The 14,588-nt window shown below is 74.2% G+C and carries 9 protein-coding genes; 2 read left to right on the top strand and 7 right to left on the bottom strand.

Annotated elements, in window-relative coordinates; all coding sequences use genetic code 11:
* Window positions 1-15: 15 nt before the first annotated feature.
* On the top strand, window positions 16-2,037 hold the full coding sequence (locus ACFVUH_RS22885) for a hypothetical protein (RefSeq protein ID WP_387915125.1): 2,022 nt from the start codon (window positions 16-18) through the stop codon (window positions 2,035-2,037).
* 49 nt (window positions 2,038-2,086) lie between these two features.
* Here ACFVUH_RS22885 and ACFVUH_RS22880 read toward each other — a convergent pair whose 3' ends face one another.
* Together ACFVUH_RS22880 and ACFVUH_RS22875 are read right to left on the bottom strand one after the other, a co-directional pair.
* The gene (locus ACFVUH_RS22880) at window positions 2,087-3,340 is read right to left on the bottom strand and encodes a GNAT family N-acetyltransferase (RefSeq protein WP_387915124.1); all 1,254 of its coding nucleotides are present in this window, start codon (window positions 3,338-3,340) and stop codon (window positions 2,087-2,089) included.
* A 133-nt stretch (window positions 3,341-3,473) separates the two neighbouring features.
* On the bottom strand, window positions 3,474-4,400 hold the full coding sequence (locus ACFVUH_RS22875; protein ID WP_387915123.1) for an AEC family transporter: 927 nt from the start codon (window positions 4,398-4,400) through the stop codon (window positions 3,474-3,476).
* 136 nt (window positions 4,401-4,536) lie between these two features.
* Between ACFVUH_RS22875 and ACFVUH_RS22870 the strand changes: the two genes are divergently transcribed.
* Entirely contained in the window at window positions 4,537-4,992 is a 456-nt protein-coding gene (locus ACFVUH_RS22870) for an HD domain-containing protein (RefSeq protein WP_355368892.1), read from the top strand.
* 7 nt (window positions 4,993-4,999) lie between these two features.
* Here the strand turns inward: ACFVUH_RS22870 and ACFVUH_RS22865 are convergent, their stop codons facing one another.
* The 5 genes from ACFVUH_RS22865 to ACFVUH_RS22845 all read right to left on the bottom strand — a co-directional run bounded on the left by ACFVUH_RS22865 (window position 5,000) and on the right by ACFVUH_RS22845 (window position 14,310).
* Complete coding sequence (locus tag ACFVUH_RS22865; protein WP_387915122.1) at window positions 5,000-6,292, bottom strand: sulfatase; 1,293 nt, start codon at window positions 6,290-6,292, stop codon at window positions 5,000-5,002.
* Window positions 6,293-6,295: 3 nt separating this feature from the next.
* Complete coding sequence (locus ACFVUH_RS22860; RefSeq protein ID WP_387915169.1) at window positions 6,296-7,294, bottom strand: hydroxyacid dehydrogenase; 999 nt, start codon at window positions 7,292-7,294, stop codon at window positions 6,296-6,298.
* A 97-nt stretch (window positions 7,295-7,391) separates the two neighbouring features.
* Window positions 7,392-8,612: an ROK family transcriptional regulator gene (locus ACFVUH_RS22855; protein ID WP_387915121.1), complete on the bottom strand. Its 1,221-nt coding sequence runs from the start codon at window positions 8,610-8,612 to the stop codon at window positions 7,392-7,394.
* 269 nt (window positions 8,613-8,881) lie between these two features.
* On the bottom strand, window positions 8,882-9,256 hold the full coding sequence (locus ACFVUH_RS22850; RefSeq protein WP_387915120.1) for a transglycosylase SLT domain-containing protein: 375 nt from the start codon (window positions 9,254-9,256) through the stop codon (window positions 8,882-8,884).
* Between the two features lie 599 nt (window positions 9,257-9,855).
* Window positions 9,856-14,310, bottom strand: coding sequence for a hypothetical protein (locus tag ACFVUH_RS22845; RefSeq protein WP_387915119.1), 4,455 nt, complete (start codon window positions 14,308-14,310; stop codon window positions 9,856-9,858).
* Window positions 14,311-14,588: the final 278 nt, after the last annotated feature.

The raw sequence follows: 14,588 nt of genomic DNA, 5'->3' as shown, positions 1-14,588 counted from the left end.
CCTCCGAGGAACCCCATGACGCCGTCCGCTCGACCGTCCCGCCGCCAACTCCTGCGCGGCGCGGCCTCCGTGACCGCCCTGACGGCGGCCGGCGCGCTCGGCGCCGGGCCCGCCCAGGCCGCGCCGCGCCGCCCGTCCGGCACCCCCGAGGTGACCGGACTCGGCCCGGGCAACGCCGACTTCCCGCTGATGAGCGCCACCCTGATCGGTGAGACGCTGTGGATCGGCTCGCGCAACCTGGCCCCGGCCAAGGTGGTCGGCTACCACGTGCCGACCGGCCGGGTCACCGGCACCGCCGTCCTGCCGACCGGCAACTTCGTGCAGGGCTCGGCCGCCCACGCCGGCGTGCTGTACCTCGGCGTGACGGACGCGCCGAAGGCCGTCAACCTCTACCGCTTCGACCCGGCCGACGGCCGTGTGCGCGGCCTCGCCGCCGTGCCCGGCGCGGACGTGCGGGACGTCGCGGTCGCCCCCGACGGCGTGCTGTTCGCCACCGGCCGGCAGAAGGGCCGGGCGGCCGGCCCCGGGCTGTACGCCTACGACCCCGCCACGGGTGTGCTCACCGAGGTCGCGTCGCCCGCGCCGGGCGCCACCCAGGGCCGGGCCGTCGAGGCCACCGCCACCCACGCCTACCTGGGCGTCGGCAGCAACCTCGCGGGCGGCGGCGGGGCCACCCTCGCCTCGCTGTTCGCGGTCGAGCGGGCCACCGGCCGGGTCACCGACATCACCCCGCCCGAACTCGCGGCCGACACCATCGTGCGCCAGATCACCGCCCTCGGCGACGACCTGCTCGCAGTCTCCACCGAGGGCAGGCCCGCCCACGTCGCCCTGCTGGACCCGGCCACCCATGCCGTGCTGCGCTCCTTCCCGGTGCCGGGCACCAAGAGCGTCACCAACTTCCAACGCCTCGGCGACACCGTCTGGTTCACCTCCACCGAGCACGGCACCGTCTGGCGCTACCGGCTCGGCGCGGACGCTCCGGAGGCCTTCGCGGTGCCCGTCCCCGACGGAAACTCCTGGGGCCTGGGCCGGATCGGTGACACCCTGGCCGGTGTCACCGAGGGCGGCACCGCCTGGACCCTTTCCACCGCGACGGCCGCCGTCACCACCACCGACCTGGTGGCCGCCGGCGCGCCCGCCGAGGCGCAGCTCGGCATGTCGGTGGCCGCCCGGTACGGCCGGGTGTACGTCGGCGGCAACGGCTCCCTCGCGCTGCACGACCTGAACGCCGGGACGGTGCGGAAGCTCCCCGTCCCCGGCGAGGCCAAGGACACCGTGGTCCTCGACGACGGCACGCTCTACCTGGGCGTCTACTCCTCGCAGGGGATCTGGCGGTACCGGCCGTGGGCCGACGAGGTGCCGGTCCAGGAAGCGAGGCTGCCGCAGGAGCAGAACCGCCCGCAGACCGTGCGCTGGGACGACGAGCACCGCCTGCTGCTGCTCGGCGTGCAGGCCGACACCACCGGCGGCGGCTCGTTCGTCACCTACCGCCCCGGCAGCGGGCAGCCCACCGTGCACGTCGACCCGCTCGGCCCGGAGCAGCTGGTGCGCGCCGTGGCGGCCGGGCACGGGCAGGCGTTCCTCGGCGGCGACAACGCCAGGACCGTCGGCCCGCGCGGAGACCTGGCGGCCTGGGACCCGGTGGCCGGGCGCGAACTGTGGCGCACCACCACCGACTTCGGCTCGGGCATCAGCAGCCTGGAGGTGCACGGGCACCGGCTGTTCGGCATCACGGTGAACGGGCAGGCCTTCGCCGCCGACCTGCGCACCGCCCGGCCGGGCCGCGCCCCGGTGATCGACGTCCGCTCCGACCTGCGGGCGGTCACCTCGGCCAACCCGCGGCTGCTGGTGGCCCGCGGCCGGCTGTACGGGATCAGTGAGAAGACGCTCTTCCGCCTGGACCCCGTGACGCTGGCCGCCACCGTCCTCGTCCAGGTGGACGCCGAGTGGTACAGCGGCGCCAGGGTCGCGGTCGACGACGCCGGCGTGCTGTACACCCTGCGCGGCCGCGAGCTGATCGCCGTCCGGGACCGCTGAGGCCGGTCGCGCCCGCCCCGGTCGGGGGCCGGGGCGGGCGCTGTCACGTTCAGTAGGCCGGGAAGGCCTTCCCGGCCGGGCAGAACGGCTCGCGCGCGCCCCGGAACGCCGTGCTGCAGGCGTCCAGCGCCCCCGGGCGCAACTCCGTCACCCGGCCGGCGGCGGCGAGCGAGACCAGCGTGGTGCCGCCGAGGTAGGCCGCGCCGAGCTCGGCCGCGGACAGCCGCAGGTCGGCCGGGGCGGTGGTGGGCTCGCAGGAGACCGTGTCGCCGTCGGCCACCAGCCGGTGGTGCCCGGTGTTCCACGGGCAGAAGTCGTCCCGGACGTCGAGCACGACGTCCAGTGGCGCGCCGTACCGGCGGGCGGCGAGCGCGCGGCCGACGTCCACCAGCCGGACCCAGAGCCGGTCCACCGTACTGACCCGGGCGACGCGTGGGTCGGTGAGCAGGTGCACCAGCGGTTCGTCGGGCGCGCCCTCGTACTCCAGCCGGAAGAACAGGTCGATCCCGATGAGGTGGTCCCAGAGCGCTGCGTACGCCGGGACCGTCGCGGCGGTCACCTCGACGACCCGGACCGCGCTGTTCTCGCCGTCGTCCTTGAGCCGGTACAGCGCATAGCCGTCGGGGGTGCCGTCGGCCGAGCGATGGACGGCGTGACGCAGGGCGGTGGCGCCGCCGCGCGCGCCCGGGTCGTCCCGGAGCCGGGCATCCCAGAACAGCTCGGCGCGGTCCGGCCAGCCGGCCCGCTCGCGGCGCACCCGGTCGTAGACGGCGGCGACCAGCGGCCGGGCGCGCCCGGCGTCCAGGAGCCGGACGGTGCCGGTGCCGAGATCGGTGCCGGGGCGCAGCCGCAGGAGGCGCTTGTCGGCGTGGAACAGCGCGCCCCGGGTGGCCGGGCCGTAGCCGAAGCGGCCGTAGATGCCGCCCTCGGAGGCGCGCAGGGCGGCGATCGGCTCGGTGCCGCGAGCGTGCAGGTCGTCGAGCTGGCGGCGCATCAGGGCGGTGAGGACGCCCCGGCGGCGGTGGGTGGGCGAGACGCCGACCCAGGTGACGCCGGCGACGGGCAGTTCGGCGCCGGGCACGGTGAGCCGGCGGATGTGCGCGGCGGCTCCGCCGACCGGTTCGCCGTCCCCGTCGAACGCGGCCAGGGAGCGGCCGAGGTCGAGGACGGCGCGCTCGGCGGCGAGTTCCGCCTCGTCCGTGTCCTCCCCGTAGGTGTTGGTGAGGACCCGGGCCCAGCTGTCGAACTCGTGGGCCTCCAGCGGACGGATGATCGGGCGGAAGGTCGTGCGCGCGTCGGTCATCCGGCTTTTCTAACCCGGCGGAGGTTCGGGCGCGACCGGTTTTCCCGGGCCGGTCTCCGCGCACCGGTCCTGTCCTCTCCGGCCGGTCCTCTCCGGCCGCCTTTCTCCGGCCGCTTTCCTCCGGCCGGTTCTCTCAGCCCGGGCCGAGGGCCCAGGCGACCAGGGACAGGGTGGCCATGGAGACCAGCGTCGAGGCGAGCACGGCGTCCCGGGCGAAGGCGGCTCCGTGACCGTACTCGCGCGCGTAGGTGAACGCGTTCTGCGCCGTCGGCAGGGCGGAGAACAGCACCACGGTGAGCAGTTGGTGCGCCGGCAGGTCGAGCACCAGCGCGCCGACCGCCCAGGCCGTCAGCGGCTGGACGACGGTCTTGAGCGCGACCGCCGTCCCGACCTCCAGGTAGCGGGAGGCGCCGGTGACGGCGGGCGGGTGGCAGAGCGAGAGGCCGAGCGCCACCAGGGCGGTCGGCACGGCCGCGCCGCCGAGCAGTTCGCAGCAACGGCTCAGCTCGGCGGGCGGATGCCACCCGGTCACCGACACCACGGCGCCCAGCCCCACGGCCAGCAGGATCGGGTTGCGCAGCGGCAGCGTGAGCGCGGCCCGCAGCCCGGCGCGCCGCGAGTCGAGGACGGTCAGCACCACGGGGGTGACCACCAGGATCTGGAACAGGACCACCGGGCCCACGAAGGAGGCGTCGCCGAGCACCTGCACCGCCACCGGGATGCCCAGGTTGGCCGAGTTGACGTAGCCGGCGGCCATCGCGCCGAGCGCCCGCTCCGGCACCCCGCGCCCGAACAGCCGGTGCGAGGCGAGCAGCCCGAGCCCGCCCGCGGCCACCGTGCCCGCGACGAACGCCGCCATCGACGGATTGGCGAACCGGTCCAGCGGCGTGCGGGCGATCATCAGGAACAGCGCGGCGGGCATGGCCGCGTGGAAGACGAATCGATTCAGCACCTGCTCCGCGTGCTCGCCGAGCAGACGGCTGCGGCCGAGCAGGTAGCCGACGCCGGTCAGCGCCCAGATCGGGGCGAAACCGGACAGCAGCGGATGCAGGCTGGGCATGACTCCCTCGGCGCGGTCGCGGGCGGGGCCCGGCGGGGCCTGGTGGGCGGGACGCCGGAAGTCAATCAGGCGGGCGCACGGCCGCCACCGGCAGGCCCCCGCGCGGCCCGCAGGGCCCTGTGCCTACCATGGCGGAGTGGAGTACCTGAGCCTGGCCGAGGTCGAGCGGATCGCCCGGAACGCGCACGCGGGGCAGACCGACAAGAACGGCCACCCCTACACCGAGCACCTGGCGGCGGTCGCCCACGGCGTCGCCGAGCGCGGCGGCAGCGAGGAGCAGATCGCGGCCGGCTGGCTGCACGACGCCGTCGAGGACGACGTGCTGACGCGTGAGTGGCTGGCCGGCGCCGCCCTCGGTGACACCACCAAGGCCATCGTGGACGCGCTCACCAAACGGCCCGGCGAGCCGCTGGAGGAGTACACCGCGCGCATCCTGGCCACTCCCGGCGCCCTCGTCGTCAAGCAGGCCGACCTCGCGCACAACTCCGCGCCGGCCCGGCTGGCGAGTCTGGACCCGGCCACCGCCGAACGCCTCGCCGCCAAGTACCGCCGCACCCGCGAACTGCTCGGCCTGGACCCCGAATCCGACTGACGTACCGTCAAGGTCCGTCGGCGATCGGCACGAAGCGCGCGAACGGGTCGCCGGACCGGGCACAGTGCCCGGCGAGCAGCGCGCGGAAGCGGTCCAGCAGCGCCGAATGCCGGGCGTCCACCGCCAGGTTGACCATCTCGCCCGGATCCCCGGTGAGGTCGAACAGCTGCTCCCGGTGGTCCCCCCAGGCGTAGCAGACGTACTTGTGCCGCTCGTCCCGGATCATCCGGCCGAGCGCGTTGTTGAAGCCGGGCAGCTCCCAGCGAGTCTCGACCACCACGCTCTCCCGGGGCTCCGGTGCCCGCACGCTGCGCCCCGGCAGGCCGGGCGGCGCGGGGATCCCGGCGAGGTCGCACAGCGTGGGCAGCAGGTCCGGCCCGGTCGACACCAGCCGGTCGCTGACCGCACCGGGTGCGCTGCCGGGCCCGGCGACCAGGAACGGTACCCGCACCGACTCCTCGAACAGCGCCCACTTCTGGTTCCACCCGTGCGCCCCGGCGCCGTCGCCGTGGTCGGAGGTGAACACCACGACGCTCTGCCGGCCGGTCGTCCGCTCGTGCTCGCGCAGGGCGTCCAGCACCGTGCCGAGGTTCGCGTCCACCCGCTCGACCAGCGCGTAGTAGGCCTGCCGGTAGCGGCGCCAGTCGTCCTCGCGCCACTCGGCGGTGGGGTGGGTGTGCGCCCAGGCGCGCTGGGCGAGCCGGGGGAGCCGTGCCTCGTACGGCGCGGGCGGGAAGTTGGCGGGAAGCGGCGGGCACTGTGCCGCGGGCGGCGGGGCGGGCAGCGGGCCGGTCCTCGGGTGCTGGCCGCGTGCCACCTCGCAGATGCCGTGCGGCTCCAGGAAGGACGCCACCAGCAGGAACGGCCGGGGGCGGGGGTGTCGGAGGAAGGCGGCGGCGGCGCGGGCGAGTCCGGCGTCGTCGCCGGCCGGGTGGAGGCGGCGGAAGCCGCGGCCCTCGGGCAGGTCGAGTTCCGGCAGGTGCCACTTGCCGCCGTAGGCGCAGTCGTAGCCGGCCTCGGCGAACACCCGGCCCAGCAGCGGCTCCGGCGCGGTGCCGTCGGGCGCGGCGGCCTCGTTGCCGGTGACGCCGAGCGCGCTGGGCAGCTGCCCGGTGAGCAGGCTGGCCCGGGAGGGCGCGCACAGCGGCTGGGCGCAGTACGCCTGCCGGTAGCGGGTGCCGGCGGCGGCCAGCGCGTCCAGGTGCGGGGTGCTCAGGTGCGGGTTCCCGGCGGCACCCATCGCGTCGGAGGCCTGCTGGTCCGTCAGGACGACCAGTACGTCGGGTGGTTGGCTCGGCACGGGTCAGGCCATCCGTTCGTAGGTGCTGCGCTCCAGGGCGTGGCGGAGCGGTTCGCCGAGGGTCCACCGCTCGAACTCGCCGACCACCAGGTCGCCGAGGCGCCGCCGCTCCAGGCCCTGGCTGCCGGCCAGGTGCGGGGTGACCACGACGTTCGGCAGGGTGAACAACGGCGAGCCGGGCAGCGGTGGTTCGGGATCGGTGACGTCCAGCACGGCGAACAGGTCGGGCCGTTCGGCGAGCACGTCGAGCAGCGCCGGCTCGTCGAGGACGGCGCCGCGCGCGGTGTTGACCAGGGTGGCGCCGGGCTTCATCGAGGCGAGCAGGCGCCGGCCGACCAGCCCCCGGGTCTCCGGGACGAGCGGGGTGTGGACGCTCACCACGTCGGCGGTGGCGAAGAGTTCGTCCAGGCCGACCGCCCGCACCCCCGGCGGCGGCGCCGCGTACGGGTCGTGGGCGATCACCCGCAGGTCGTAGCCGCGCAGCCGCTCGCAGACCAGCCGCCCGGTCTCCCCGAGCGACAGCACGCCGACGGTGGCCCCGTACGCGCCGGGGGCCCGGCCGGACCGGACCGGCGCGCGGGCGGCGCGGGCGGCGAGCACGTGCCGCCAGCCGTCCTTGAGCGCGTAGACGATCTGCGCGACGGTGAACTCGGCGACCGGTACGGCGTTGGCGTGGGCGGCGGTGACGATCGGGATGCCGGCCGCCCAGAACTCCTCGGTGGCGATCCGCCGCACCGACCCGGCCGCGTACAGCACCAGGGTCAGCCGGGGCATCCGCTGCAGCGCCGCCGCGTCGAGCACGGGGCCGCCCCACCCGGTGAGCAGCACCTCGACCTCGCGCAGGGCGTCCGGCGCCGCGTCGAGCCGCTCGGGGCCCCAGACCCCGCCCGGTTCGGCCCGGTCCTCGACGACGTCCGCCCGTGCCAGCACCCGGGCGCGCGCCTCGGGGCCGTAGACATCGGGGAAGCGGACCGGGTCCATGGCGAAGGCGGCCGCGAACATCCGGATCTCCTTGGGTCGATGGGCCACGAGGAGTTTCTATCACATTGAGAAATAGTCGGGCGGAGCTGTGCCCGGGAGGCAGGGAGCCCGGGGCGGCTCAGCGGGTGATGAAGGTGGCCCCGTCGGTCAACCGGACGGCCGCGGCGGCGGCGCCCACCAGCTCGGTGGTGGTCGAGTGCACCATCATCAGCCGCGGCAGCACCGGCACCCGCCCCTGCAGCCGGGACTCGATCGCGGGCAGCATCTCGCCGCCGCTCTCCCAGAGGAGGCGCCCGCCGAGTGCGACGAGTTCGGGGCCGAGCACACTGGTCAGATTGGCCACCAGCACGGCCAGGTCGTCGGTGAACTCGTCCACCAGCCGCACCGCCGCGGGCGCGCCCTCCAGGGCCAGCCGGAACAGCTCGGCGACCCGCTCGGCCGACGTCCCCGAGACGGTCAGCCCGGCCTCGGCGATCCGCCGGTCGACGGCGTGGTCGCCGATCCGCGCCTGGGTGTCGCCGGTGCGGCCCAGCGGGCGGTCCAGCGCCCGGCGGTCGCCCATCAGGTACCCCAGCGCCCCCGCCGACCCCAGCCGGCCCCGGTGCAGCCGGCCGTCCAGGACGATCCCGGCGCCGACCTCGATCCCCACCACCACGGCGGCGAGGTCGCTCACCCCGGCACCCGCCTCGCCGTGCTGCACGGCCAGTGCGACCAGGTCCACGTTGCTCTCGACCGCCACCGGGACACCGAGCCGCTCGTGCAGCAGCGCGCGCAGCCGCAGCCCGGGCCAGTCCAGCGCCGGGGCGAACTCCACCAGCCCGGTCCGGTCCCGGACCACCCCGGGCACCCCGACCACCAGCGCGCGCGGCGCGCCCGCGTGCCGGGCGGCCCACGCCCGCAGTCCGTCGACCAGCGCCAGCAGCGGTCCGGTGAGGTCCTCGGCGGACGGCTCGCCGCCGCGCTCCGGTCCGAGGCCCGCCGCCCAGTGGTGCTCGGCCTCGTGCAGCACGCTGCCGTGCAGGTCGGCGACCACCCCGACGATCCGGCGCGGACGCATCGCCACCGCGAGGACGGTCTGCGCCCCGGCGTTGTAGCGGATCAGCTGCGGCGGCCGGCCGCCGCTGGACGGCGCGCGCTCGGCCTCCACCACCACCTGGCCCGCCGCCCGCAGCACCTCGACCAGCCGGTGCACGGTCGCCGTCGACAACCCGCTCTCGGCCGCGAGCCGCTGCCGGGACAGCGAGCCGTGCCGGCGCAGCACCTCCAGCAGCACGGTCTGGTTGACCTGCGCCACGGTCTGGGTGGTGGCGGTCGCCGGGGTGCGGGGGGACTTGGGCACCGGGTGCTCCTCGGGCGGGGCCGGGCGGGGCCCGAACGGTGGCGGGACTTCGTCTCGGCCCGAATATATCCGAGCCTCCGGCCTCGATTTTCGAGCCTCCCGGCCCGAATGTCCGAGCCTCCCGGACCCGACCGGCCCGGGAACGCCCGAAGGCCCGGCCGCGCGGATTGCGCGCGGCCGGGCCGTGGGTCACCCCGGTGATCCCTGTCCGACCCCGGGGTGAGGGGGGACAGATGGTCCGGTGAAGTCGAGTACCGCTACTGGTCGGCTTAGTACCAGTGGTGGGTCTGCCAGAACGACCAGGCGTTGTTCGGGCTGCCGTAGCGCTCGTTCATGTAGTCCAGCGCCCAGCGGATCTGGGTGGTGGCGTTGGTCTTCCAGTCGGAGCCGTGCGAGGCCATCTTCGAACCCGGCAGCGCCTGCGCCAGGCCGTACGCGCCCGAGGACGGGTTGGTCGCGGTCACGTTCCAGCTGGACTCGTGGGCGATGATCTGGCTGAACGAGTTGAGCTGGTTCGCCGGGACGATCTGCGCGGCGATGGTCTGCGGCGACGGGGTCGCGGCGGAGGCGGCGGCGGGCACCAGGCCGGCACCCAGGGCGGTCACGGCGGCGGCACCGGCGAGAACGGCGGCAGAGGAACGCATACGAAGCTTGAAAGCGGGCATGAAGAACAAGACCTCAATCAGGTTGGGCCGGCGTTCGCCCCGCCCGGACCGTGGCCGGACAGGGGCCGAAACGGTCGCGGGGCGTATGCCGGACAGTCGTTGTGAAGAGCCGCACTCCGGTGGGACAGGTACCGGGTGCGGCTGGCGACGAGACCAATTGTTGCCAGACGGGTTTGCCCGCTGCCAAGGCCCCTCCGCTACGACGCCCCGTCGTAGCGGTCGCGCGCGCCGTCGATTCGAAGGCCCCCCGCCGACGCCCCTGACCTGCGGCTCCTTCACCCCCGCCCGGGTATCGGCCCGAGCACTACCGCCCGTCGTGCCGAGGGATTCCTTGTGAGCGCACTCACCGCCCGGCGTCCCCGTTCGTCACCCAGCGCCACCGGCGCCCCCGCATCGAGTCGCGGTTGATCTGAGACCGGCACCACAACGGGGCGGCGCGAGCGGGGACTTCGCGTGGCGGAGACCTCTCGCACCGGTGCCCCGCCGGGTGCCGCGGATGGATTCCGTGGCGCCCGACGGGGCACAGGTCACGCGATCCGGTCGGTCGACCGGCGGGAGCCGGTCGGCCGATCACGGGTTCAGTGGTTGCGGCGGCGCCTGCTGAGGCCGAGGGCGAGTCCGCCGATGACCAACAGCGCGCCCGCGATCCCGGCCACCGCGAGGACGGCGGTGCCGGTACGGGCGAGGATGCCGGTCGGTCCGGGCGCGGCGGGCTTGCCGGGCGTGCCGGGAGCCACCGGCTCGGGTTCGACCTTCACCGTGGCGGTGGCCTCGGAGGAGGTGGCGCCGGCGCCGGTGGCGGTGGCGGTGTTGACGACCTTGCCGTGCTGGGCGTCCTGCGCGGTGATGGTGTGCGGCTCGGTGGTGCACGTCATCGTCTCGCCCGGGGCCAGGCTGGTCCTGGGGCAGGTCACCGCACCGGCGGTGGGGTCGTCCACCTTGATGCCGGTGACGGTGGCGGTGCCCTGGTTGGCGACGGTGAGCTTCCAGTCGATGCGGTCGCCGGTGTCGGTCTTCCCGTTCCCGTTGACGTCGGTGACCTCGGCGCTCTTGGTGAGGCTGAGCGCGCCGTGTCCGTCGGACGGGACGGTGACCTCGGACGGGGGCGACACCGGCGGCTCGCCGCGCGGCGGGGTGCCGGTACCCGTGGCCGTGTTCCTGATCGTGCCGGCGTCGACGTCGGCCTGCGTGACCGTGTAGCCGGCGGTGCAGGTGACGGTGGCGCCGGGCGCCAGAGAAGTGGTCTCCTTCGGGCAGGTGACGGGGGAGAGCTTGCCGGTTCCGGTGAACTCGCCCTCGGTGACCTTCACGTCCTTGACGGTGACGTTGCCGGTGTTGGTGACGGCGAACCGGTACGTGATCTTCTCGCCGGCGACCAGCTTGCCGGGCTTCTCGGCCTCGGCGGACTTGACCACCGCGAGCGCGGGCTTCGGCGCCTGCGGCAGCTCCACCTCGGACGGCGGAGAGACCGGCGGCTCACCGCGCGGCGGGGTGCCGGTCGCCGTCGCGGTGTTCTTCACCGAGCCGGCGTCCACGTCGGCCTGGGTCACCGTGTAGCCGGCGGTGCAGGTGACGGTGGTGCCGGGGGCGAGGGTGGCGGCCTCCTTCGGGCAGGTGAGGGGGTCGAGCTTGCCGTGGCCGGTGAACTCGCCCTCGGTGATCTTGATGTCCTTGAGCGTCACGTTGCCGGTGTTGCGCACCGCGAAGCTGTAGGTGATCTTCTCGCCGGCGACGAGCTTGTCCTCCTTGCCGCTGGTGGCGGACTTGAGCACGGACAGGCCGGGCTGGTCGGTCGTCGTGATGGTCGTCCCGGACGGCGGCGACACCGGGGGCTCACCCTTGGGCGGGGTGCCCGTGGCGGTCGCGGTGTTCTTCACCGAGCCGGCGTCCACGTCCGCCTGCGTCACGGTGTAGCCGGCGGTGCAGAGCACCGTCGCACCCGGCGCCAGCGAAGCGGCCTCCTTCGGGCAGACGACCGGGTCGAGCTTGCCGCTGCCGGTGAACTGGCCCTCGGTGATCCTGACGTCCTTGAGCGTCACGTTGCCGGTGTTGGTGACGGCGAACTTGTAGGTGATCCGCTCGCCGGCGACGAGCGTGCCGGTGGAGGAGGTCTTCACGACCGCCAGCGCGGGCTTCTCCGGCGCCGGGACGATCGTCTCGGACGGCGGGGAGACCGGCGGCTCGCCGCGCGGCGGGGTGCCGGTGGCGGTGGCGGCGTTCTTGATCGAGCCGGCGTCGACGTCGGCCTGGGTGACGGTGTAGGTGGCGGTGCAGGTCATCGTCGCGCCGGGGGCCAGGGAAGCGGCCTCGGCGGACGGGCAGGTGACCGGGGAGAGCGTGCCGGTGCCGGTGAACGTGCCCTCGGTGACCTGCACGTCCTTGAGCGTGACGTTGCCGGTGTTGGTGACCGTGAAGTCGTACCGGACCTGCTCACCGACCACCAGCTCGTCCGGCTTGCTGCTGTGGCCGGTCTTGACGACGGACAGGCCGGGCTGGTCGGTCGTCGTGATGGTCGTCCCGGTGGGCGGGGAGACCGGCGGCTCGCCGCGCGGCGGGGTGCCGGTACCGGTGGCGCTGTTCTTCACCGAACCCGCGTCCACGTCCGCCTGCGTCACCGTGTAGCCGGCGGTGCAGGTGACGGTGGCGCCGGGCGCGAGCGAGGCGGCCTCCGCCGGGCAGACGACCGGGTCGAGCGTGCCGGTGCCGGTGAACGGGCCGTCGGTGACCTTGACGTCCTTGAGGGTGACGTTGCCGGTGTTGGTGACGCGGAAGCTGTAGGTGATCTTCTCGCCGGCCACCAGCTTCTCGGTGGAGGAGGTCTTGGCCACCGCCAGTGCCGGAGCTGGGGGTTCGGTGATGGTGACCTCGGACGGAGGCGACACCGGCGGCGGTCCGGTCGGCGGGGTGCCGGTGGCGGTGGCGGTGTTCTTGATCGAGCCGGCATCCACGTCGGCCTGGGTGACGGTGTAGGTGGCGGTGCAGATCATCGTCGCGCCGGGGGCCAGGGAGGCGGCCTCGGCGGCCGGGCAGGTGACCGGCGACAGGGTGCCGCTGCCGGTGAACGTGCCCTCGGTGACCTTCACGTCGTTCAATGTGACGTTGCCGGTGTTCTTCACCTCGAACGTGTAGGTGATCGCCTCACCGGCGACGAGCTTGCCGGTCGAAGCCGACTTCACCACCGTGAGCTTCGGGTCGGACGGTGCCGGGACGGTCACCTCGCTGGGCGGGGAGACCGGCGGCGGTCCGGTCGGCGGCGTGCCGGTGCCGGTGGCGCTGTTCTTCACCGAGCCCGCGTCCACGTCGGCCTGCGTCACGGTGTAGCCGGCGGTGCAGACGACGGAGGCGCCCGGAGCGAGCGAAGCGGCACCGCTCGGGCAGCTGACCGGGTCGAGCGTGCCGGTGCCGGTGAACGCGCCCTCGGTGACCTTGACGTCCTTCAGCGTGACGTTGCCGGTGTTGGTGACGCGGAAGCTGTACGTGATCTTCTCACCGGCGACCAGCTTGCCGGTGGAGGCGGACTTGACCACGGTCAGCGCCGGGTCGGACGGTGCCGGGACGGTCACCTCGCTGGGCGGGGAGACCGGCGGCGGTCCGGTCGGCGGGTTGCCGGTGGCGGTGGCGGAGTTCTTGATCGAGCCGGCGTCCACGTCGGCCTGCGTCACCGTGTAGGTGGCGGTGCAGGTCGTCGAAGCACCGGGCGCCAGCGAGGCGGCCTCGGCGGTCGGGCAGGTGGCGACCGGCGGGGTACCGGTGCCGGTGAACGCGCCCTCGGTGACCTTGACGTCCTTCAGCGTGACGTTGCCGGTGTTGGTGACCACGAAGCTGTACGCGATCTGCTCACCGAGGACCAGCTTGTCCGGCTGGCCGGTGACGGCGGACTTCCTGACCGACAGCGCCGGTGCCGGTGCCTGGGTGGGCACGGTGGCGGTGGAGGTGGCGGGCGGACTGACCATGCCGACGTCGTTGGTGCCGGTCGCGGTCGCGGTGTTCGTCACCGACCCGGTGTCCACGTCGGCCTGGGTCACGGTGTGGGTCGTCGTGGACGTGCAGGTGATCGAGGCGCCGGGAGCCAGGCCCGACGCCGGCGGCTTCGGGCAGGTCACGACACCGAGGGCCGGGTCGTTGACCGCCACCGACACGAGCGGTGTCGAACCGGTGTTGGTGACCGCGAACGAGTAGGTGATCGTGTCACCGGCCTTCGCGCCCGTCTGGTCGGCGGCCGGGGTGACCGTCGCGGTCTTCTTCAGCGACACCGAGGGGGCCGGGCACAGGACGCTCGGCCGGACCTGCGCGTCGAAACCCTCCGCGTTCGCACCGGACTTGATCTGCACGTCGATCGTGTTCAGGCCGGTCTGCCAGTTGTTCTTCAGTGTCGTCTGCGCGGCGTTCGCCGTCGTGAAGCCCGCGTAGTAGTAGATGCCGGTCATCTGCCCGGCCGGCGGCGGAGCGGTCAGCGTGGTCTGCGGGAGCCCGGTCGTCTTGGTGGACTGGGCGACACCGTTGACGTACACCTCGGCCACGGCATTGTCGGCGAGGAAGTTCATCGACAGCGCGAAGGCGGACGGACTGACGGACGGGGAGAGGTCGAACTGGTAGCGGTAGTACCAGTCACCGTTCGTCGGGCCTTGGTCCGGAGCCGCCTTGGTCTGCTGGGAGATCCACTGCGCGTTGTTGTAGGGGCTGGTGGCCCAGACGGTCGGGGCGAGGCTGCCCACGTTGGCTGCGGCGAACACCGCACCTCCCGGCGGTGGGGAGACCGCGGCCGTCGCCGGGAAGGGCCCGGCGACCTGCCAGTTCGCATCTTTGGAGTTGTCGGCGAGGACGCCACCGGTCGCCGCGTTGTACCCGGTGTTGAAGATGTTCGGGTTCGTCGTGCACGTGATTGTCGGCACGGCCGCCTGCGCGGGCGCCGGAGTCAACGCGGTGACCGCGAGGCCGAGCGTCGACGCCGTCAGCGCCAGCGCGCCGACCACCGCTCCCGATCGGAGCCGCCGTGCCCGGTGCCGTCCCGAGCCCGGCATCATGGCGGTCATTCAGCACCCCCCGGCGTCTGCGGCGATATGCCGCGGAGCGCGATCCGCGCTCGAAGCGGTGGCGCCGCGCCGAGCGGCCCCGGCCGGCTTGTCCCGCCCGCACCGGGCCGGGGCGCGGACACGCGCCCGCGCCCGTCGGCGGATGTTGGCTCCCGCTTTGACCAGTTCACTCCGGACATCCCTCCAGGTCGGAAGCTTCGGCACGCACGGCGTCAGACCTCCGTGTACGCACCGGGATCAGGGCCGTGGGGGCCTGATCTTGAGACGGGAGTAAAGCA

Origin of the sequence: Kitasatospora sp. NPDC058032, from assembly GCF_042885845.1 — a bacterium.
In the GTDB taxonomy this organism is placed as follows: Bacteria; Actinomycetota; Actinomycetes; order Streptomycetales; family Streptomycetaceae; genus Kitasatospora.
The sequence above is the reverse complement of the archived record's forward strand: the minus strand, read 5'-3'. Positions and strand labels throughout refer to the sequence as shown.

Bases quoted from the DNA above. Each gene is read 5' to 3' on its own strand.
- ACFVUH_RS22860 (WP_387915169.1), bottom strand. From the start codon at position 7,294: ATGTTCGCGGCCGCCTTCGCCATGGACCCGGTCCGCTTCCCCGATGTC.
- ACFVUH_RS22845 (WP_387915119.1), bottom strand. From the start codon at position 14,310: ATGACCGCCATGATGCCGGGCTCGGGACGGCACCGGGCACGGCGGCTC.
- ACFVUH_RS22885 (WP_387915125.1), top strand. From the start codon at position 16: ATGACGCCGTCCGCTCGACCGTCCCGCCGCCAACTCCTGCGCGGCGCG.
- ACFVUH_RS22875 (WP_387915123.1), bottom strand. From the start codon at position 4,400: ATGCCCAGCCTGCATCCGCTGCTGTCCGGTTTCGCCCCGATCTGGGCG.
- ACFVUH_RS22850 (WP_387915120.1), bottom strand. From the start codon at position 9,256: ATGCGTTCCTCTGCCGCCGTTCTCGCCGGTGCCGCCGCCGTGACCGCC.
- ACFVUH_RS22880 (WP_387915124.1), bottom strand. From the start codon at position 3,340: ATGACCGACGCGCGCACGACCTTCCGCCCGATCATCCGTCCGCTGGAG.